At 64.4% G+C, this 20,124-nt stretch carries 24 protein-coding genes; 20 read left to right on the plus strand and 4 right to left on the minus strand.

Going from position 1 to position 20,124, the window contains the following annotated elements:
• Positions 1–82: 82 nt before the first annotated feature.
• Positions 83–1,603 carry an aldehyde dehydrogenase family protein gene (locus ACIBG0_RS10740; RefSeq protein ID WP_397031977.1) on the minus strand — a complete coding sequence of 507 codons (1,521 nt, stop codon included), beginning with the start codon at positions 1,601–1,603 and terminating at the stop codon, positions 83–85.
• A gap of 398 nt (positions 1,604–2,001) precedes the next feature.
• Here ACIBG0_RS10740 and ACIBG0_RS10745 point away from each other — a divergent pair, with 398 nt between their 5' ends.
• From ACIBG0_RS10745 to ACIBG0_RS10760, 4 genes are all read left to right on the plus strand, one after another.
• Positions 2,002–3,006 (plus strand): ATP-binding cassette domain-containing protein, encoded by a 1,005-nt coding sequence (locus ACIBG0_RS10745; RefSeq protein WP_397031388.1) that lies wholly within the window; start codon positions 2,002–2,004, stop codon positions 3,004–3,006.
• 35 nt (positions 3,007–3,041) lie between these two features.
• Positions 3,042–3,824 (plus strand): ABC transporter permease, encoded by a 783-nt coding sequence (locus tag ACIBG0_RS10750; protein ID WP_397031978.1) that lies wholly within the window; start codon positions 3,042–3,044, stop codon positions 3,822–3,824.
• Positions 3,821–4,675 carry an ABC transporter permease gene (locus tag ACIBG0_RS10755; protein WP_397031980.1) on the plus strand — a complete coding sequence of 285 codons (855 nt, stop codon included), beginning with the start codon at positions 3,821–3,823 and terminating at the stop codon, positions 4,673–4,675. Before ACIBG0_RS10750 ends, ACIBG0_RS10755 begins: the two co-directional genes overlap by 4 nt.
• Positions 4,676–4,812: 137 nt before the next feature.
• Positions 4,813–5,019: a hypothetical protein gene (locus ACIBG0_RS10760; RefSeq protein ID WP_397031389.1), complete on the plus strand. Its 207-nt coding sequence runs from the start codon at positions 4,813–4,815 to the stop codon at positions 5,017–5,019.
• 75 nt (positions 5,020–5,094) lie between these two features.
• Here the strand turns inward: ACIBG0_RS10760 and ACIBG0_RS10765 are convergent, their stop codons facing one another.
• Together ACIBG0_RS10765 and ACIBG0_RS10770 are read right to left on the minus strand one after the other, a co-directional pair.
• Positions 5,095–6,291, minus strand: a complete 1,197-nt coding sequence (locus ACIBG0_RS10765) for a lycopene cyclase family protein (RefSeq protein ID WP_397031391.1) — start codon at positions 6,289–6,291, stop codon at positions 5,095–5,097.
• Between the two features lie 170 nt (positions 6,292–6,461).
• Positions 6,462–6,938 (minus strand): hotdog fold domain-containing protein, encoded by a 477-nt coding sequence (locus ACIBG0_RS10770; RefSeq protein ID WP_397031393.1) that lies wholly within the window; start codon positions 6,936–6,938, stop codon positions 6,462–6,464.
• 649 nt (positions 6,939–7,587) lie between these two features.
• On the opposite strand from ACIBG0_RS10770, the gene rpsJ reads away from it, so the two are divergent.
• The 11 genes from rpsJ to rpsQ are packed head-to-tail and all read left to right on the plus strand — an operon-like array spanning position 7,588 to position 12,858.
• Complete coding sequence (gene rpsJ / locus ACIBG0_RS10775; protein ID WP_003938093.1) at positions 7,588–7,893, plus strand: 30S ribosomal protein S10; 306 nt, start codon at positions 7,588–7,590, stop codon at positions 7,891–7,893.
• A gap of 14 nt (positions 7,894–7,907) precedes the next feature.
• Positions 7,908–8,573: a 50S ribosomal protein L3 gene (gene rplC / locus ACIBG0_RS10780; RefSeq protein WP_397031395.1), complete on the plus strand. Its 666-nt coding sequence runs from the start codon at positions 7,908–7,910 to the stop codon at positions 8,571–8,573.
• The gene (gene rplD / locus ACIBG0_RS10785; RefSeq protein ID WP_397031397.1) at positions 8,570–9,244 is read left to right on the plus strand and encodes a 50S ribosomal protein L4; all 675 of its coding nucleotides are present in this window, start codon (positions 8,570–8,572) and stop codon (positions 9,242–9,244) included. Before rplC ends, rplD begins: the two co-directional genes overlap by 4 nt.
• Positions 9,241–9,546 carry a 50S ribosomal protein L23 gene (gene rplW / locus ACIBG0_RS10790; RefSeq protein ID WP_040686547.1) on the plus strand — a complete coding sequence of 102 codons (306 nt, stop codon included), beginning with the start codon at positions 9,241–9,243 and terminating at the stop codon, positions 9,544–9,546. The genes rplD and rplW overlap by 4 nt, the downstream gene beginning before the upstream one ends.
• Before the next feature lie 33 nt (positions 9,547–9,579).
• Positions 9,580–10,416 carry a 50S ribosomal protein L2 gene (rplB, locus tag ACIBG0_RS10795; protein WP_397031399.1) on the plus strand — a complete coding sequence of 279 codons (837 nt, stop codon included), beginning with the start codon at positions 9,580–9,582 and terminating at the stop codon, positions 10,414–10,416.
• A gap of 15 nt (positions 10,417–10,431) precedes the next feature.
• Positions 10,432–10,713, plus strand: coding sequence for a 30S ribosomal protein S19 (gene rpsS / locus ACIBG0_RS10800; protein ID WP_040686549.1), 282 nt, complete (start codon positions 10,432–10,434; stop codon positions 10,711–10,713).
• Positions 10,710–11,111, plus strand: coding sequence for a 50S ribosomal protein L22 (gene rplV, locus ACIBG0_RS10805; protein WP_364355561.1), 402 nt, complete (start codon positions 10,710–10,712; stop codon positions 11,109–11,111). The genes rpsS and rplV overlap by 4 nt, the downstream gene beginning before the upstream one ends.
• Positions 11,112–11,921, plus strand: coding sequence for a 30S ribosomal protein S3 (rpsC, locus tag ACIBG0_RS10810; RefSeq protein ID WP_040686551.1), 810 nt, complete (start codon positions 11,112–11,114; stop codon positions 11,919–11,921).
• 3 nt (positions 11,922–11,924) lie between these two features.
• Positions 11,925–12,341, plus strand: coding sequence for a 50S ribosomal protein L16 (gene rplP, locus ACIBG0_RS10815; RefSeq protein WP_014349059.1), 417 nt, complete (start codon positions 11,925–11,927; stop codon positions 12,339–12,341).
• Positions 12,341–12,580 carry a 50S ribosomal protein L29 gene (rpmC, locus tag ACIBG0_RS10820; protein WP_040686552.1) on the plus strand — a complete coding sequence of 80 codons (240 nt, stop codon included), beginning with the start codon at positions 12,341–12,343 and terminating at the stop codon, positions 12,578–12,580. The genes rplP and rpmC overlap by 1 nt, the downstream gene beginning before the upstream one ends.
• The gene (gene rpsQ / locus ACIBG0_RS10825; RefSeq protein ID WP_040686553.1) at positions 12,577–12,858 is read left to right on the plus strand and encodes a 30S ribosomal protein S17; all 282 of its coding nucleotides are present in this window, start codon (positions 12,577–12,579) and stop codon (positions 12,856–12,858) included. Before rpmC ends, rpsQ begins: the two co-directional genes overlap by 4 nt.
• An 84-nt stretch (positions 12,859–12,942) precedes the next feature.
• Here rpsQ and ACIBG0_RS10830 read toward each other — a convergent pair whose 3' ends face one another.
• Complete coding sequence (locus tag ACIBG0_RS10830; RefSeq protein WP_397031401.1) at positions 12,943–13,458, minus strand: hypothetical protein; 516 nt, start codon at positions 13,456–13,458, stop codon at positions 12,943–12,945.
• Positions 13,459–13,545: 87 nt separating this feature from the next.
• Between ACIBG0_RS10830 and ACIBG0_RS10835 the strand changes: the two genes are divergently transcribed.
• The 5 genes from ACIBG0_RS10835 to ACIBG0_RS10855 all read left to right on the plus strand — a co-directional run bounded on the left by ACIBG0_RS10835 (position 13,546) and on the right by ACIBG0_RS10855 (position 19,993).
• The gene (locus tag ACIBG0_RS10835; RefSeq protein ID WP_397031982.1) at positions 13,546–14,757 is read left to right on the plus strand and encodes a helix-turn-helix domain-containing protein; all 1,212 of its coding nucleotides are present in this window, start codon (positions 13,546–13,548) and stop codon (positions 14,755–14,757) included.
• Positions 14,758–14,761: 4 nt separating this feature from the next.
• Positions 14,762–15,226 (plus strand): NUDIX domain-containing protein, encoded by a 465-nt coding sequence (locus ACIBG0_RS10840; protein ID WP_397031402.1) that lies wholly within the window; start codon positions 14,762–14,764, stop codon positions 15,224–15,226.
• 750 nt (positions 15,227–15,976) lie between these two features.
• The gene (locus tag ACIBG0_RS10845; RefSeq protein WP_397031404.1) at positions 15,977–17,176 is read left to right on the plus strand and encodes an MFS transporter; all 1,200 of its coding nucleotides are present in this window, start codon (positions 15,977–15,979) and stop codon (positions 17,174–17,176) included.
• A 184-nt stretch (positions 17,177–17,360) separates the two neighbouring features.
• Positions 17,361–17,780 (plus strand): EXLDI protein, encoded by a 420-nt coding sequence (locus tag ACIBG0_RS10850; protein ID WP_397031406.1) that lies wholly within the window; start codon positions 17,361–17,363, stop codon positions 17,778–17,780.
• Positions 17,781–17,821: 41 nt separating this feature from the next.
• Positions 17,822–19,993, plus strand: coding sequence for an MMPL family transporter (locus ACIBG0_RS10855; protein ID WP_397031408.1), 2,172 nt, complete (start codon positions 17,822–17,824; stop codon positions 19,991–19,993).
• The last annotated feature ends 131 nt before the right edge of the window (positions 19,994–20,124 follow it).

Raw genomic sequence — 20,124 nt, forward strand, 5'->3', positions numbered from 1 at the left:
ATGGACCGCGAACTCCTCGCTCGTAAGGCTCGCTTCGCGGTGGCTCCGGATGGAGCGATCCGGCGCGGCTTCGGGATCGGCTTCAGCGGCTGTGGCGCAGTCGGAAGAGCGCTTTGGCCGTGCGCAGATGCCGAGAATGCCGGTCGAAGGTGGATAGATTCACCGGCGCTCGATACCGCTTGCGTGCGATCGCCAGTGTCCGGCTGAACTCGCGCAGTCCCTGGTCGCCGTGATGGTGTCCCTGCCCGTATTCGCCGACCCCGCCGAAGGGCAGCGCCGGAATTCCGGCGTATGTGGTCGAAGAATTGATGGTCACAACGCCGACCCGCAGTTGTTCGGCGAAGGATTCGATGCCGTGTACATCGCGGGTGAACACCGACACCGCGACGCCATTGCCGACGGCGTTGATCCGCTGCGCCGCCTCGTCCATATTCGCGACCCGGTTGACGATCAGCACCGGCCCGATGCCCTCGCCGGTGATCGCGACGCTCTCCTCCGGCACCTCGGCCAGGACGATCGGTTCGATATAGGGGTCGCGAATCGAATCCAGCCCGCCGACCACCGCGCGCCCACCCCTGGCCACCGCGTCGCGCACTTGCTTGCGCACCACGTCGACTTGCGATTCCAGAATCATCGGACCGTAGGACGCGCGCTTATCCGCACCGGGCCGCAGCCGCCGCGCCTGTTCGACCACCAGGTCCAGGAATCGGTCGTAGACGGAGTTGGCGACATAGGCCCGCTGGATGCCGGTGGAGTTCTGGCCCGCATTGGCCATCGCGCCGAATACCGCGGCCTCGGCGGCCTCGTCGAGTTTGGCGTCGACGTGAACCACCATGGTGCCCTTGCCGTTCCGCTCGACCACCACCGGCGTCAAGGTCTGCGCGCACAGCGTGATCACCTCGCGCGAACCCGCATCCGAACCGGCATAGGCGATCTTGTCCACCTTGGCCCGACACAGCGCCGCGGTGGTGCTGTGATCCCCGGTAACGACCTGTAGCACAGGCTGATTCGGCGCGAGTTTGTTCCAGCTGTCGGCCAGCCAGACCCCGACCCCGGTGGTGAGCTCATCGGGTTTGAACACCACGGCATTGCCCGCGGCCATCGCGTAGGCGATCGAACCCATCGGTGTGAAGACGGGGTTGTTCCACGGCCCGAGTACGCCGACCACGCCGAGCGGCAGATAGCCGACCGAGGCGTGCTGATTGCGGGTCAGCCAGGTGGAGCCGAGCTTGCGCCGATCCAGGACGCGCGCGGCATTGCGGGCCGCCCAATCCAGATTCTCGACGGCGAGCATCACCTCGATTGCCGCGTCCGCCTCCGGTTTTCCGGTTTCCTCGCACAGGATTTCCACCAACTCGCCTGCGCGCCTGGCGATACTGCGTTTCCAATCCAGTAGCCAGCGTTTGCGGGCGCTGAATCCCAGCTCGGCCCACCATTTTTCGGCGGAGCGGGCGGCGCGCACGGTGCGGTTGATTTCGCCCGCACCCATCACGGCATAGTTGCCGACGATTTCGCCGGTGCGCGGGTCATAGGACGTCAGCACGTTCGGTCGGCCCGATCCTCCCGTATGCGCTGCCAGCCTCGGCTGCGCGGTCTCGGCCATGGTCACCTCTTGCAGGGTCGATCCGCCGCAGGCCGCCGAACGATTGACGAAACGGCGCTGCCGCAAACGAGTGAGTGCGTTTCCCCCGTCTAGCAGACTATGGGCGCCGCGACAGCCGGACAAGGTGTCGCTACCGCCCCTACGCTGCCCCTGAAGGGCCGCCACCAGCGACGTTCTCCGGTCGGGTGGATCGGCGGAGGGAAATGTGAGTAAGGACACACTTAGGTCGCAGTTTGCTGGGTATGGCGCGGTCTGCCCTGTGCGGATGGCTCTGCCGGTAACATCACGCTTGGCGGCAGGGATCACCAACCGGGACGAATTCATGCCCACACTCTTGGCGACCCGCGGTCGCCGCCCAGGCCCCGCGAACGCCGCCGATCAGACACAGTGGAGAGTTGATGCCGAGCTTGAACCAAGCGGATTCGCATACCGGCGAGCCACCACCCATCGAGGGTGGTGACGCCGCGGTCGCGGTTGCGGATGTCCGGAAGTCATTCGGCGATGTGCACGCGCTGCAGGGCATCAGCTTCACTGCCGCGCGGGCGAGCGTGCTCGGCATCCTCGGGCCCAACGGTGCGGGCAAGACCACCATGGTCAAAGTGCTGTCGACCCTGCTGCGCCCGGACTCGGGCACCGCCGTGGTGGCGGGCCACGATGTGCTGAAGGACCCGGCGGGTGTGCGCCGCTCGATCATGATGACCGGCCAGTACGCCGCGCTGGACGAAAACCTCTCCGGCCGGGAGAACCTGGAATTGTTCGGCCGACTGATGGGCCTGGGCAAATCGGCGGCCCGCAAGCGCGCCGACACCCTGCTCGAGGAATTCGACCTGGTACACGCGGGCCGTCGCGCGGTGCGCCACTACTCCGGCGGTATGCGTCGTCGGGTCGATATCGCCTGCGGCCTTGTGGTGCGGCCGGAGGTGGTCTTCCTCGACGAGCCGACCACCGGTCTGGATCCGCGCAGCCGCCAAGGCGTGTGGGATCTGGTGACCGCGCTGAAGAACCAGGGCATCACGGTGCTGCTCACCACGCAGTACCTCGAGGAAGCCGATGTGCTCAGCGACAACATCATCGTCATCGATAAGGGCACGGTGATCGCCGAAGGCACCGCCGACGAACTCAAGGAGAAGACCGGCGGCAGCTATTGCGAGGTGGTGCCACTGGTTCCGGGTCAGCTCGGCAAAGCCGCCAGCGCACTCGGCGATCTGGTGCCGGCCGCCGTACTCGCCGACCTCGATGGCGGCGATCGGATTTCGATTCCCGCCCCCGACGGCGCGGCCACGCTGTCGGAGGCATTGCGCAGGCTCGACACCGCCGGGATCCAATTGGCCGATATCGCGCTGCGCAGGCCCTCGCTCGACGATGTCTTCCTCTCCATCACCGGTCATTCGGGCGGCCACTAGTGAGTTCCACTACCGTCGAGCGGGCCGATTCGGCACTGCTCTTCGCTGAGCTGCCCGTGGCCAGAATCTCTTACTTCGCGCAGTGGCGGGCGCTGGCCGGACGCATTGTGCGAACGATGGCCGTCAAGGGCGAGTTGATCGTCGCGATGATCACCCCACTGGTATTCACCCTTGGCTTCTACCTGCCGCTGCGATTCGTCATGAAGTTCCAGGGCATCGACTACGCCCAGTTCGTCATGCCGATCATTGTGCTGCAGACCATGGCGTTCACGATGATGTCGAATGCGCAGTTGTCCGCATACGAGGCGCTGACCGGTCTGAGTACGCGACTGCAGACGATGCCGATCGGCACGCTGGTGCCGTTGAGCGCGCGCATCGGCGCGGGCCTGGTGCGCTCGCTGACGGCGCTGACCGCGGCGATCATCTTCGGCTACATGATCGGCTTCCGTTTCATCGCCGGACTCGGTCAGGCCGTACTGTTCTGTGTGTTCTCGCTCGCGGTCGGTACCGTGCTCGCCCTCGGCGCGGATGCGCTCGGCAGTCTGACCAAGAGTCCGGAATCGCTGAGTCAGGCATTGACGCTGCCCACCTTGATCTTCGGCATGCTGTCCTGCGGGTTCGTCCCGGAACGCAGTTTTCCGATGTGGATCCGGCCGTTCGTGCGCAATCAGCCGATCTCCCAGTTCTCCTTCGCGCTGCGCGATATGGCCCATGACGGGGTGAGCTGGGATGTGCTGTGGGTGCCGCTGACCTGGCTGGGCGGTATGGCGATCGTCTTCATCCCGTTGGCGATCTGGGCGAGTGTGAGGCGGTCATGAGTTCGGTCGAGACCTTGGAGCGCACCGAGGTGGACGGATTCGACCCGCTGCCGCGGGTGGCCACGCCATCCGAGCGCGCGCTGTCGACCTGGATCGCGCACAGCCTGATCCAGTGCAAGCGGCTGCTGCTGGTGTGGGCGCGCGATCCCGCGACGACCATTCAGACGCTGATCTATCCGGCGTTGACGCTGGTGATGTTCTGGATCGTCTTGGACAGTCCGATCTCCAGTGCCACCGGCCGCCCTGCCGTCTATGGCACCGTCCCGATGATCACCTTGGTGGCGGCGATGTCTGGTGCGGTGGTCAGCGCACTCGGCTTCAAGGCCGAGAAGTACACCGGGCTTCTCAGCCGCTTCTGGACTATGCCTACACACCGGGCGGCGGGATTGACCGGCAGGCTGATGGCCGAGGCAATCCGGGTATTGGTCACGACGCTGCTGGTAATCATGGTCGGCTTTGTCCTAGGGTTTCGATTCGACCAGGGCCCGCTCGCTGCCCTCGCGTTGATCGGAATTCCCGTGCTGTTCGGAGTCGGTTTCGCGGTCTTTGTCACCGCCCTCGCGACGATGTCGGAAGGTGTGATGCTCGTGAGCAGCATCGGCCTGATCAACACGTTGCTGATGTTCTTCAACACCGGCTTTGTCCCTGTGTTTGCCTATCCCCCATGGTTGCAGTCCACAGTCGAGAACCAACCGATGAGTTGTGCCATCGATGCCATGCACGGCCTGTCATACGGTGGCCCAGTGGCCGAGCCACTGCTGAAGACCGTCGCGTGGATATTCGGCATCGTCGCAGCCTTCGCGTACCCCGCCATCCGTGGCTACCGCCGTGCTGCAGAAACTGGGGCTTGACTCTGAACATCTATTATCGCTAAGGCGTTGCGGCACAGATATTTTCGTCTGCGCCAAGATCGACAGTGTGTCTCCATGCGATATGTTGGTGAGGGTTCGCCACTGTAGGTGGCAGATTGTTATGGGAGGGAATCGTCATGACCAAGCTAATTGCCACACTCGGGATTGCGGCAGCTATTACCGCCGGTGCGGCGGGCGCCGCGAACGCCCGCCCGTACACCGTGTTCTACGGTCAGGATGAAGCCGGGTGCAAGGCTAGGGCTCAGGCGGAGCCGAACGGTAACTGCTTCTGGTCCGAGGGCAATGGCAGCTGGGTGGTGACATATGAGGGCCCGGAGAACTGAACCGCGGCCTGTGATCCACAACCGAGCGGGTCAGCCCGAGCAGGGCTGACCCGCTCGGTCGTATCCGCGGTGTAGTTACCTGATCGGGCGTTCCGCATGCTCAGATGACCCGGCAAAGTCGAAACCGACCCATCGGTTTCGATTCGTCCAGCCGACCAGGTCGTAGCGCCAGCGGAACGGCCAGGTGCGGGCGACCGTATTGAACAGGACCGCGCCGAGAACGGTGTAATCGTCGTGGGCGGAGAGCAGGGCGCGCTGGCCGCGGGGCGAGGCGCTGAAGAAGGCGTCGAACATGGAAATGGACTGGTCGGTGGTCAGGCGGCCCATGCCCCATAGGCCGCGCAAGCGCATCCAGTACACCAGCCGGGCCTGCCATGGCCAGAGTTCGGCAATGGGGTCGCGGCCTTGTCGCAGGGCTGCGACGGCGGTGTCGACCAGGGCCAACGAATCGGCGACGCTGTAGCCGGTGCAGGGATGCATCATGCCGCCGCGGGAGCCGAACGGAATCGCCTGGGCGGTGCCCTTTTTCGGCGGTGGCTGATCCAGTGGGTAGTGCGCGGCCTCGGTCGGTTCGGCACCGGTGAGTCGAATACCATGTGCCGCAAGGCGGTTCAGCGTGCGTCTACGTAACTCGTGCTGCGGCATGCCGCCGCGCAGGCCGAGGCTGGTCTCCTCGAAGATCACTGTGCCGTCACCGAGCGGAACGGAATAGAGGAACGACGGCGGCTCGTCGGGTCCGGCGCCGTTCTCCGGACGCCAATCGAGTAGCAGTCCCTCACTCTCGGTCACCATGGGCGCGGCGGTTTCGGCATCGACAAAGATGCCGTGTGCGCTGGCCGCGCGGCGCTGTCCCGGCGCCGGGAGCCCGCGGGTATCGAAAACCGTTGCGGCCCTGAGGATGGTGCCATCCGCGAGCTCCACCTCGTTGGCCTCGACGCGAGTGGCCCGCCCGGCGACGACGGTGGCATCGTCGAGCGCTAGTGCAGCGCGCAGCCCCGTCTTCGAGAGCACGCAGTAGGGGCGGTCGATTCGATGCTCGGACTTCGTCCAGACCGTCGGCTTCGGAATGCGTGTGGCAATAACGCTCGACGGCAACCATTGCGGCAGCTCATCGATCCAGCAGGAGAAGGTGGGCGTCCAGAGCCGCTCCGGCCGCGGATCGACGGCGGCGACGCGGAACCCGGCCAGCATCGCCCGATGCGCCAGCGCCCGACCGGTCGGTCCGAGGCCGACCACGCAGAGGTCGAATTCCTGGACCGCCCCGTCACTCATGTTCCGCATTCAATCCGCTCCGTCCTTGCGCGCGCAACACTGCTCCCCGCCGGTGCGGCCAACCGCACACTCCGCATGTGACCTGCACAACCGCTATAAAGGGTCGCGTTGGGTCTGTGCACGTCACTGCGCAGAGGCTGTCGCCTGCCTCGGGACTCTGGCGCGCTCACCTACTTGGGGGTGATCCAGGTGGTGATGTCGGCGTGCACGACCTCGACACCGTGCTTGTCGTAGATGGAGACCGGCACAGTCAGCTCCTGCCCCTCGGTGATCCGGGTGAAGTCGGGCACCTCGGACAGCTCGGCCACCGCGCGCAGACCGGTCTCGGCCTTGGCCAGGTACTGCACATTCATGGCCTTGGGAATCCAGCGATGGGTATCGGGCACCGTTGCCTCGCTCAACATGCCCATTGCCACCTCGGCCAGATTGCAGGCCGCGATCGCGTGAAAGGTGCCCAGGTGGTTGTGGATGCCGAACCACTTGGGGGAGGTCACCTCGCACAATCCGGGCTCCAACCGCACGACGCTCGGCAGCACCGTGCCGAAGTAGGGCACCCGGGCCACCATGCCCAGCGAGAACAGGGTGTGCCCCAGCCGGTTGTCCGGCAGCTTGTTCCAGATCCGATGAGTCGCGGTCGGTTTCGTCATGGCTCTATCTTACTCAGAAGTAAGTTCGCCAGCGGCCGTCGCGGATCGCCAATGGGGAAATCCGTTGATGCCGGTCTCATGGCATTCGTCGTCCTGAGCGCGCTCGGTCGCCGGTGGCGGCGTCCGGTGTCGCCGGCGACTGGCATGGGCGCGCCCGGGATTCATGTCCTGACCTGCTAAGGAATTGTTGGCAGGGGGCGGATTTGAAGTCGCCAACGCGGTCGGGCATACTGTTCGGGTTGCCTTGCACCGGGTCATGCCGTTCGGCGGTTGTGGCGGGTGGTGAGGCGAGCAACACCCAATCGTGTACCTCGCTGGACATCCAGCGTGGGTGCGTCCGGGACAACGTTCCAGGCCAGGTGAAGTTACGAACCGGGGCCGAGGAATGAGCGGAGGGGCGACACGCCCGACCGCGTGGACCGGAGAACCATGACAGATGAACAGCGGCGAGGATCGGGCGGCGCCCGGTCGCGGTCTCACTGTGTTGGATCTTGCCCGAGCGGGGGCCCTGCGTAATCGCGCAGGCTGCCACCTCCGGGCCTGACTGACCGGGCTGGGACGTCTTCGTGTGTTCGGGCTGTGCAATTGAAGGTGGTTCGGAAGCCGGCTTCCGGACCACGAACGATAAGCGGAGAAAAGGACACTTAGCGTGGCGGGACAGAAGATCCGCATCAGGCTCAAGGCCTATGACCATGAAGCGATCGACGCGTCCGCGCGCAAGATCGTGGAGACGGTGACCCGCACCGGGGCCCGTGTGGTCGGGCCGGTGCCGTTGCCGACCGAAAAGAACGTGTACTGCGTCATCCGTTCGCCGCACAAGTACAAGGACTCGCGCGAGCACTTCGAGATGCGGACGCACAAGCGGCTGATCGACATCCTCGACCCGACGCCGAAGACGGTTGATGCCCTCATGCGCATCGACCTGCCGGCCAGCGTCGACGTCAACATTCAGTGACGGGGACTCGAGATATGACTGACAACAAGAACAGGCCAGCGGCCGGCATCCTGGGCACCAAGCTCGGCATGACCCAGGTGTTCGACGACAACAACCGCGTCGTCCCCGTGACCGTCATCAAGGCCGGACCGAACGTCGTTACCCAGATCCGCACCGTGGAGCGCGACGGCTACAGCGCCGTCCAGGTCGCTTTCGGCGCCATCGACCCGCGCAAGGTGAACAAGCCGGTCTCCGGTCAGTTCGCCAAGGCCGGTGTCACCCCGCGCCGCCACGTCGCCGAGATCCGGGTCGCGGACGCCTCCACCTTCGAGGTCGGCCAGGAGATCAACGCCGATGTCTTCGAAGAAGGCGCCTACGTCGACGTCACCGGCACCAGCAAGGGCAAGGGCTTCGCAGGCACCATGAAGCGCCACGGCTTCCGTGGTCAGGGCGCCTCGCACGGTGCGCAGGCAGTGCACCGTCGCCCGGGTTCCATCGGTGGTTGCGCCACCCCCGGCCGTGTGTTCAAGGGCATGCGCATGTCGGGTCGTATGGGTAACGACCGCGTCACCACGCAGAACCTCTCGGTTCACAAGGTGGACGCCGAGAACGGCCTGCTGCTCATCAAGGGCGCGATCCCCGGTCGCAAGGGCAGCGTCGTGACCGTCAAGAGCGCAGTGAAGGGTGGTGCGCACGCATGACCAGCGTCGAGAAGAAGACGAACCTGACCCTCCCGGTCAAGGAACTCGGCGGCAAGACCAACGGCACCGTCGAGCTCCCCGCGGAGATCTTCGATGCCACCGCGAACATCTCGCTGATGCACCAGGTCGTCGTCGCGCAGCTCGCTGCCGCACGCCAGGGCACGCACGCGACGAAGACGCGCGGCGAGGTCTCCGGTGGTGGCAAGAAGCCGTACCGCCAGAAGGGCACCGGTCGCGCCCGTCAGGGTTCTACCCGCGCGCCGCAGTTCGCCGGTGGTGGCACCGTGCACGGTCCGCAGCCGCGCGACTACAGCCAGCGCACCCCCAAGAAGATGATCCGCGCCGCGCTGCGTGGAGCTCTCTCGGATCGTGCGCGCAACGAGCGCATCCACGTGATCACCGAACTGGTCTCGGGTCAGAACCCGTCGACCAAGACCGCGAAGTCGTTCCTGGCCGAGCTCTCGGACCGGAAGAAGTTCCTGCTCGTCCTCGGACGTGAGGACGTCGCGGGCTGGAAGAGCGTGCAGAACCTGGAGTTCGTGCACCCGATCGCGCCGGATCAGCTCAACACCTACGACGTGCTCGAGAGCGACGAAGTGGTGTTCAGCGTCGAGGCCTTGAACGCCTTCGTGCACGGCCCCGCCGAATCCGCACAGGAGGAGAGCAAGTGACCACGATCGCCGACCCCCGCGACATTCTGCTGGCGCCGGTCATCTCGGAGAAGTCCTACGGACTGATCGAGGAAGGTACCTACACCTTCATCGTGCACCCGGATTCCAACAAGACGCAGATCAAGATCGCCGTCGAGAAGGTCTTCGGTGTGAAGGTGACCAGCGTCAACACCGCCAACCGTCAGGGCAAGCGCAAGCGGACCCGCTTCGGTTACGGCAAGCGCAAGGACACCAAGCGCGCGCTCGTGACCATCTCGGCCGACAGCAAGCCCATCGAGATCTTCGGAGGCCCGGTCGCGTAAGCGCCTGGGAATCCAGAAAGCAGAGAAGAACTCATGGCAATCCGTAAGTACAAGCCGACTACGCCGGGCCGTCGTGGCTCCAGCGTCTCGGACTTCGCTGAGATCACTCGGTCGACCCCCGAGAAGTCGCTGATCCGCCCGCTGCACAGCAAGGGTGGCCGCAACGCTCACGGTCGCATCACCACCCGCCACCGCGGTGGCGGCCACAAGCGTGCCTACCGTCTGATCGACTTCCGTCGCCTGGACAAGGACGGCATCCCGGCCAAGGTCGCCCACATCGAGTACGACCCGAACCGCACCGCCAACATCGCGCTGCTGCACTACGTGGACGGCGAGAAGCGCTACATCCTGGCGCCGAAGGGTATCCAGCAGGGCACCCCGATCGAGTCCGGCCCGACCGCCGACATCAAGCCGGGCAACAACCTGCCGCTGCGCAACATCCCGACCGGTACCACGGTCCACAACGTGGAGCTGCGTCCGGGTGGTGGCGCCAAGATGGCCCGTGCCGCCGGCATGAGCATCCAGCTGCTCGGTAAGGAAGGCCCCTACGCCACGCTGCGTATGCCCTCCGGTGAGATCCGTCGCGTCGACGTGCGCTGCCGCGCCACCGTCGGCGAGGTCGGCAATGCCGAACAGTCGAACATCAACTGGGGTAAGGCCGGCCGCATGCGCTGGAAGGGTCGCCGCCCCACGGTCCGTGGTGTCGTGATGAACCCGGTCGACCACCCGCATGGTGGTGGTGAAGGCAAAACCTCCGGTGGTCGCCATCCGGTCTCGCCGTGGGGTCAGCCGGAAGGCCGCACCCGCAAGCCCAACCGTCCGAGCGACAAGCTCATCGTCCGCCGTCGCAAGACCGGCAAGAAGCGCTGAAGGAGGAGGTAAGAAATGCCACGCAGCCTCAAGAAGGGCCCGTTCGTCGACGACCACCTCCTCGCGAAGGTGGACGTACAGAACGAAAAGGGCAGCAAGCAGGTCATCAAGACCTGGTCCCGTCGTTCGACCATCATCCCCGATTTCATCGGTCACACCTTCGCCGTCCACGACGGCCGCAAGCATGTGCCGGTGTTCGTCTCGGAGTCCATGGTCGGCCACAAGCTGGGTGAGTTCGCGCCCACCCGGACGTTCAAGAGCCACGTCAAGGAAGATCGGAAGAGCAAGCGGCGATGACCACTGAGACTCAGAATCCGACTGCGCGCGCGACCGCCAAGCACGTTCGCGTCACACCGATGAAGGCTCGCCGTGTCGTGGACCTGGTCCGCGGCAAGCGGGTCGAGGACGCCCTCGCGATCCTGAAGTTCGCGCCCCAGGCCGCGAGCGAGCCGGTCGCCAAGGTCGTGGCCAGCGCCGCGGCGAATGCCGAGAACAACCTCGGCCTGAATCCGTCGACCCTGGTGATCTCGACCGCCTACGTCGACGAGGGCGCGACCATGAAGCGTTTCCAGCCGCGGGCCCAGGGCCGCGCGTTCCGGATCCGCAAGCGCACCAGCCACATCACCATCGAGGTCGAGAGCGTGCCCACCGCCGGTGGATCCACTCGTAACCGCCGGAAGGGAGGGGCAAAGTAAATGGGACAGAAAATCAACCCCCATGGCTTCCGCCTCGGTATCACCACCGACTGGAAGTCGCGTTGGTACGCGGACAAGCAGTACGCGGACTACGTGAAGGAAGACGTCGCCATCCGCAAGCTCCTGGCCACTGGCATGGAGCGGGCGGGCATCTCCAAGGTGGAGATCGAGCGCACCCGTGACCGGGTTCGCGTCGACATCCACACCGCGCGTCCTGGCATCGTCATCGGTCGCCGCGGCGCCGAGGCCGATCGCATTCGCGCCGAGCTGGAGAAGCTCACCAAGAAGCAGGTGCAGCTGAACATCCTCGAGGTCAAGAACCCCGAGTCGGATGCGCAGCTCGTCGCCCAGGGCGTGGCCGAGCAGCTGTCCAACCGTGTGGCGTTCCGTCGCGCGATGCGCAAGGCGATCCAGTCGGCCATGCGTTCGCCGAACGTCAAGGGCATCCGTGTGCAGTGCTCGGGCCGCCTCGGCGGCGCTGAAATGTCGCGCTCGGAGTTCTACCGTGAGGGTCGCGTCCCGCTGCACACGCTGCGCGCGGACATCGACTACGGCCTCTACGAGGCCAAGACCACCTTCGGTCGCATCGGCGTGAAGGTCTGGATCTACAAGGGCGACATCGTCGGTGGCAAGCGTGAGGTCACGGCCGCGGCCGCGCCCGCCGCTGGTGACCGCCGCGAGCGTCGGGAGCGGCCGAGCCGCCCGCGTCGGTCCGGTTCCGCAGGCACCACCGCGACCAGCACCGAGGCCGGTCGTGCCGGCGCTGCTACCGCGGTTGCCGACGCCCCGGCAGAAACACAGGAGGGCTGACGCATGTTGATGCCACGGAAGGTCAAGCACCGGAAGCAGCATCACCCGAGCCGCAGCGGCATGGCCAAGGGCGGCACTTCGGTCGCGTTCGGTGAATTCGGCATCCAGGCTCTCGAGCCCGCCTACGTCACCAACCGGCAGATCGAGTCCGCGCGTATCGCGATGACCCGCCACATCAAGCGTGGCGGCAAGATCTGGATCAACATCTACCCGGATCGCCCGCTCACCAAGAAGCCGGCCGAAACCCGCATGGGTTCCGGTAAGGGCTCGCCGGAGTGGTGGGTCGCGAACGTCAAGCCCGGACGCGTGATGTTCGAAATGAGTTACCCCAACGAGGAGATCGCTCGTGAGGCCCTGCGCCGCGCGATGCACAAGCTCCCCATGAAGTGCAGGATCGTGACCAGGGAGGAGCAGTTCTGATGGCTACCGGTACACCGGCCGCAGAGCTCCGCGAGCTCAACGAAGAGGAGCTCGTCGCCCGCCTGCGCGAGTCGAAGGAAGAGCTGTTCAATCTGCGCTTCCAGATGGCGACGGGTCAGTTGGACAACAACCGTCGCCTGCGCGTCGTGCGTCACGAGATCGCGCGCATCTACACGGTCATGCGCGAGCGTGAGCTCGGCCTGGCCTCGGCACCCGCTGGCAAGGGAGATGCGGCATGAGTGAAGAGAAAGTGACCCCCGAGGTCAAGCGCGGCACCCGCAAGGTCCGCATCGGCTACGTGGTCTCGGACAAGATGAACAAGACCATCGTGGTCGAGCTGGAAGACCGCACGCGGCACAAGCTCTACGGCAAGATCATTCGCTCCACCACCAAGGTGAAGGCGCATGACGAGAACGAGATCGCCGGTGTCGGCGACCGCGTCCAGCTGATGGAGACCCGCCCGCTGTCGGCCACCAAGCACTGGCGGTTGGTCGAGGTCCTGGAGAAGGCCAAGTAAGTCTTTCCGGCGGAAAAGCAAAGGCCCGCTTCCCATTTATTGGGAAGCGGGCCTTTTTCATATCTCCTCAGCGGTTCGGATTATTCACCCGGTCCACGATGAAGCCGGTCGGTCGCTTCGATCCGAAATTGCTGCCAGCGTAGTGCTGATGACGGTCGAAAGCATCGGCATCGATTGGTCGCGGGCCGGTGGATTGATCCAGTGCGCGCCCTCACGGGTCCAGCGTCCGAGGCTGGTCGGGATCATCAGCGCGCTGCCGACCACGGGCACACAAATGTTTTTGCGCGCCAGCAGTTCCAGGACTTGACGGCCAGGGGCGTAGTCCACGGCCGCCACGAAAGTCCAGCGAATCTGCCGCGCGAGCAGTGGGCCGAGAGTGCCCTGCCGTAGCAATGAAATCCGGACTTTTTCGGCCAATAGCTTGGGTATGTGGACGATACCCAAATGGTTCGTCACCGGGAGCATGACGTAACCGCCACGTTCCTCGGCGGGGAGATGAAACTGTTGGCGGTAGTAGTCCGCCCAATCGACGACGTTCTCGAGTCCCTCGGTGTCCACGGTGGCCTTGTCCCGTTCAGCACTGATGTCGTTGGTTTGCAAGTAGCCTGAGGCCAGATCAGATGTATGCCCGGAATATCTTTCCGGGATCGTTGCCCAGCCGAGTCGGAAGATTGTGTTGTGCGCGGAATGTCCCAGAACCTCACCATCGGTGAGCGGGTGTGTTGGTACCGACGGCGTCGCGGTATGTCCCAAGACGTGCTAGCCGGACTTGTCGGGCGGACAGACGATTGGATGAGCAAGGTCGAAAACAATCGGATTCCACTGGACCGTTTGTCGGTAATCCGCCTACTCGCAGACGCATTGGATGTTTCGCTGGGCGACCTGATCGGTGATCCGAGCCTGTTGGAGTGGACCATCGACAGTGGGACCTCGACCATTCCCGCACTCCGGGCCGCGTTGATGGACTACAGCCATTTGATGCCCGAACTGATGCCGCCCGATCGTGATCCGGACGCATTGCAGCTGCCGACCCTGGAACGAGAGCTTTGCGGTGTCTTCGATGCGTACCAGGATGCCAAGTTCGCATTCGTCGCGGGTCGATTGCCCAGCCTGTTGTCTGCTGCTCTGACCGTCGCCCGGCGAGATGAGAAAGCACAGGGGTTTCGGCTGTTGGCGCTGTGCTATCAGGTCGCGGCCGCTGTTTTGACCAAACTCGGTGAAACGGATTTGGCTTGGAATGCCGCCGAACGGGGTCTCGTGGCGGCGCAGCGGACCGATGATCTCGCCATCGTCGGTTCCCTGATGCGATCTGTCGCCTTCACGGTCATGTCGACGGGCCGGGTAGAACCCGCTGTCGATCTGGTCGAAGCAGGAGCGGAGTACTTGCGGCCGTATCTCGGTGCGGGCCGCGACGACATGTTGTCGGTATACGGAACATTGCTTCTTGTCGGCTCGATGGCAGCCGCGCGTAGCAATCGTCGCGACACAGTGCAGGTGTTTCTGGCCGAGGCGGATGAGGCTGCGAGGAAATTGGGTGGTGATCGGAACTGCCTGTGGACGGCATTCGGACCCACCAATGTCGCGATCCATCGAGTCAATACCGCGATGGAACTCGGCGATGTGCAGATCGCGCTTCGGTTGGGTCCCGGGCTGGATACCTCCGCCCTCCCGGTGGAGCGCCGGATTCGGCACCAACTCGAACTTGCTCGCGCATTCAATCTGGCTGGCCGTCAACAGGATTCGGTATCGGCTCTACTCGACGCCGAGCGGGCGGCACCGGAACAAGTTCGCCACCATTACCTCAGTCGACAACTCGTACTCACCTGGATGCGCAATGCGCACGGCAGTCCTTCGTTCGTTTTGCAAGCCTTGGCCCAACGAATGCACGTCGTGAGGTGAACCAATGACCGACGAAGACAATCATTTTGCGCGCGCACGGCTGGCGGCGGGAGCGCTTTTCGTGCGCGGCGACGAGGTTTTCTTGGTGCACAAGACGTACGGCAGTGGTTGGGATATACCCGGCGGTTATGTCGAGCCGGGGGAGTCGCCAGGAGCGGCCTGTCGTCGCGAGATTCGCGAAGAACTCGGAATCGACCGTAGCCCAAAGCAATTGCTTGTTCACGATTGGGCGCCTACCGAAACCGACGGCGACAAAATTCTCTACATTTTCGATTGCGGCGAGCTCGGATCCGATGAGCAAGCCATCACGCTGCAGGAGACCGAACTCGACCAGTGGGCTTGGGTGTCATTGTCGAAACTCGATGACTATCTCATCCCGCGACTCGCCCGCCGACTACGCCAAGCGCATATCGCGCATTCCACGTGCCGCACCGCCTACCTCGAACACGGTGCGCCCGCGCCACAGTGACCGACTGACTAGTGCCCGTCCAGATAGGTTGCCGCGCTATCAGTTCCGGCTCATTCGCCGAGCGCAGTCGATACGTGGCACGACACGCCCCACGGGCACCGCCGTATGACTGCGCTCGACGGATCTCAGTTACCTCAGAGGCTGGACGCGGCACCAGCCTCGAGCGGGTGCTCGCGATCGATAGTGATCGGCCTGAATCAGTGTCCGGCCAGAGAGGTTGCCGCGCTACCAGTTCCGGCTCATTCGCTGAGCGCAGTCGAAACGTGGTAGGACACGTCCCGCAGGCACTGCCGTCCCGCAGGCACTGCCATATGACTGCGCTCGACGGATCTCAGTTAGCTCAGAAGCTATCTGGACGCGGCACTTGCATCGAGCGGTGCTCGCGATCGATAGTGATCGGCCTGAACCAGTGTCCGGCCAGAGAGGTTGCCGCGCAATCAGTTCCGGCTCATTCGCTGAGCGCAGTCGAAACGTGGCACGCCAGGCAGGCACTGCCGTATGACTGCGCTCGACGTCTCAGTGGCCTCAGAAGCTATCTGGACGCGGCACTTGCATCGAGCGGGTGCTCGCGATCGATATCCGAGGCGGAAAGATTCACTCGCTGTGCGGAATCTCGACGGATCCGTACTTCGGTTGAAGCGACTTGCTGAATAGTTCGAGAGCTGCCTGTCACATGGCCGGCGCGCCGTAGCTCGGCTCGTGAAATTAATCGGTGGCGTGGTGGTGGACAGGCGTGCGACGCTCGGTCGAGTGCGGTCCTATCGGGAGGTGCTGGCGAACTCGGCGTTGCGCAATGTGCTGCTGCTGGGGGTGCTGGTTCGGATTCCGGTGTTCGCCGGGTCGGTAGTGCTCGCACTGCATGTCGTGCAGACATTGCACGGGTCGTATGGACAGGCCGGGGCGCTGAGCTCGATTGTCACGCTGTGTGTTGCGGCGAGTGGGCCCTGGCGCGGGCGGATGCTGGATCGGTTCGGGTTGCGGCGCACGATCCTGCCCTCGATCGTGGTCGGCGCGGTGTGCTGGTCGATCGCGCCGTTCGTCGGGTACGCGGCGCTGTTGGTGCTCGCGGCGATCGCAGGGCTTTTCGATATTCCGATCTTCACGGTGGTGCGGCAGGCCGTGATCGCGGCGACCAGCGAACAGACCCGCCAACCGGCGCTGGCGCTGGAGTCGGTGTCGGTGGAGACGGCATTCATGGTGGGACCGGTGCTCGGCGTTGCCGCCGCGACCGTATGGTCGACGACGCTGACCCTGTTCGCGATGCAGATGGCGCTGGTTTTCGCGGGAGCCTTTCTGTGGGTGCGCGATCCGCCGCTGCGCTCCGCCGATCAGGGTGGGGATGACAAGGTCGAGGTCGCGGCGGTACCGCGGCGCGAATGGTTCCGGCTGGAGTTCGTCGCGCTGTGCGTCGGCGCGGGTGTGGCGATCGCGGTGCTCGCGGGTTCGGAATTGACCTTCGTCTCGGCCATTCGCGAGTTCGGCGCGCAGCAATGGCTCGGCGTGGTCATGGCGGTCTGGGGTTTCGGTTCGCTCGTCGGTGGTCTCGTGTACGGCGCGCTGCGCCGATCCATTTCGACGTATGTGCTGCTCGCCGGACTCGGCGTCGTCACCATTCCGATGTGCTTCGCCGTCGGTCCGCTGTCGCTCGGCGTGGCCGGGCTCTTCGCCGGAGCGCTGTGTGCGCCAACACTTGTCGCATCTGTCGACCAGTTGAGCCGGATCGTCCCCGAGGGCGGGCGCGGCGAGGCGATCGGCTGGCACGCCGCCGCGATGACGTTCGGCAACGGCGTCGGCAGTTCCCTCTGTGGCGTCGCCATCGACGCGGGCGGATTCCCGGCCGGATTCGCGGTGGCCGCGGTACTCGGACTCGGACTCGGGATCGGGCTGGCATTGCTGGTCAAGGTAGTGCGGAACGTCGCGCGGGAAGGGCGGCCCGTCGGGGTTCGCTGAATTCAGCCGATCCGAGGGCTTGCGTTATACGTATACATCTACTTATAGTGATTCTCGACAGAAGCCGACGAGCCTGCTCGAGGCAACCCGAAAACAGCAGATCAAGTCATCGCGGCGGGCCGAATCGGGCCCGCTGGCGTCGATCTCATGCTTTATTGCATATCTATTTATGAGACGGGGAATCATGAACGCGAATCCGCATACACCGGTCGATATCGATAAGAGCTCATCGGATATGCGCGATGTGCTGCTCAAAACCGGTCCCGGCGGCCTGCGCAGGCAGCGTTTCGTCGGACGAAAGCTCGGTGAGGCAAGGGAATTCACCAAGGCGGGCATCGCGGTGATTCGGGTCTACCTGAGCCGCAGGGGCAAATATGTGGTGCACCGGCAGCAGGCCGACTGGATGGATTTCGCCATCACGAACTGGGCGAAGGAGCTGAAGAACTGGCGCGAGATCTTCGATGTCGACGACCAGACCTGGGGCGACTACACGGTGGACATCGTCGACTCGGTCGAGGAACTCGCCGGACGGATTCCGGCCCGCATCTACCGCGAACTCGTCGACACCGCGGCGAGTCCGAAGATCGACGAACTCGACATCTGAGACCGGCCCGCTCGTTCGGACCTCGAAAGGACTTCTCCCACATGTTCGCTCGACTGGGCGCGATCGTTGTGCACCACCCGTGGAAGGTGATCGGTCTCTGGCTGTTCATCGTGATCGCGGTGGTGGCCTCGGCGCCGCAACTGAAATCGACCACCGACCAATCCGAATTCCTGCCATCGCATTACGAGTCGATTCAGGCGATGCAATTGCAGCAGCGGGCATTTCCGCAGCAGCAGGCACCCGCGGCGCTACTTGTCTTCGTTCGGTCGGACGGCGCACCGCTATCCGAGGCCGATTCGGCGAGCGTGACGGCGATCGCATCGAAGCTCAACGGCGACAGAATCAAGGATGTCATCGGCATCCAGACCGCTGTGGTCTCGGAGAACCATTTGGTGCAGGTCGCCGCCGTGCAGATGACGAAGGTGACCAATGCGGGCGATACGACGCAGACCGATGCGGTCGAGAAACTGCGGGACGCATTGCGGGATCAGGTGCGGGGGACGGATCTGAAGGCGGGGGTCACCGGTCAGGCGGCGCAGATGCTGGATCAGACCGAATCCGGCGCAAAGGGTATGGCCATAATCGGTATCGCGACGGTGGTGCTGATTCTGGTGCTGCTGCTGATCATCTTCCGCAGTCCGGTCATCGCGCTGCTGCCGATTGTCGTGATCGGCGCGATCTCCGGCACCGTCGGCGGTCTGATCGCCATGGTCAGCAAGGCCTTCGACCTCGAGGTCGACAGTTCGGTGAATTCCATTCTGCTGGTGGTGCTATTCGGCGTCGGCACCGACTACATCCTGTTCCTGATGTTCCGGTACCGGGAGCGACTGCGCGCCGGTGAGGATCCGAAGACCGCGATGGTCAGTGCGGTCACCAAGGTCGGCGAGGCGATCACGTCGGCGGCGGGTGCGGTCATCATCGCATTCATGGCGTTGGTCCTGTCGACGCTCGGCATGTTCCGTGCGCTCGGTCCGGCGCTGGCGATCGCGGTCGCGGTGGCGTTGGTGGCCGGACTCACGCTCGTGCCCGCCGTGGTTTCGCTGTTGGGCACCAAGGTGTTCTGGCCGTCCAAGGCGTGGCAGCAGGAGCCGAAGGGTGCGCGCTTCAGCGCGATCGGCGCGGCGATGGGGCGGCGGCCCGGTGTGTTCGCGGCGGTATCCGGTGGGCTGCTGGTAGCCCTCGGTGTGTTCGCGTTCGGCTTCCATCCGACATTCGATCTGAGTTCGGGCTCAACCTCGGATTCCGCCGAATCGACGGTCTACAACAAGGAATTGCTCAAGGGCATGCCCGCCGGGTCGACCCAGCCGTCCGAGGTGCTGTTGCGTTCGGACACCGGCGCACCGCTCGACGATGAACAGCTCACCACCTACCGTGCCGTGCTCGCCGCCGTGCCGGGTGTGAATCAGGTTGCGACGCCGACGGTATCGAGCGATCGACTGGCCGCCGACTTCCAGGTGACCCTCAATGGTTCGCCCGAATCGGATGCCGCGCTCGATACGGTGCGTGATCCGCTGCGCAATGCCGCGCATTCGGCGGCACCCGCGGGCACTACCGCCGCAGTGGGTGGCATTACGTCGGTGTATGTCGACTTCCAGGATGCGATGGTCCACGACTACAAGATCGTGTTCCCGGTGGCGGCGATTCTCATCATGATCGTGCTGGCGCTGCTGCTGCGCAGTCTGGTGGCGCCGTTATACCTGATGGCCTCGGTCTTCCTCGGCTTCGCCGCGACGCTCGGTGCCGCAGTGCTGGTGTTCCAACAGTTCCAGGGCAATTCCGGACTGATCTTCCACTTGCCGGTGATCATGTACCTATTCGTGGTCGCCCTCGGTACCGACTACAACATTCTGATGGTCGCTCGTTTGCGCGAGGAGGCGCGGGCCGGAAACGAGCCGAAACAGGCTGCGGCCCTCGCGATTCGGCACACCGGTCCGACGGTCGCCGCCGCTGGTGTGATCCTGGCGGGCACCTTCGCCTCGATGATGCTCGCTGGCAATAACGTGCTGTCGCAGATGGGCTTCGCGATATCGGTGGGCATCGCGATCGCCGCATTCGTCATGGCGATGTTCTTCACCCCAGCGGTGACGGCGCTGATCGGTCACCGGGCCTGGTGGCCGGGACATGGGGACCGGGCTTCGACCGGGGCGTCCGAAGGAAAGTCGCAGGACCCGCGCTCGGATCAGTACGCGTACTCGGATACGTACTACAACTAGGGCCCCCTCTACCGGGGAACGCCGGTAGTTCAGCCGCTGAGTGATAAGGCCGTCCGACTCGGGATATCCAAGTCGGACGGCCTTTCTCGTTGTCCTCGATGCTAGTTGTCGCATACCCAGTGACTACGTCG

It is taken from the genome of Nocardia sp. NPDC050630 (genome assembly GCF_044457245.1).
GTDB lineage: Bacteria > Actinomycetota > Actinomycetes > Mycobacteriales > Mycobacteriaceae > Nocardia.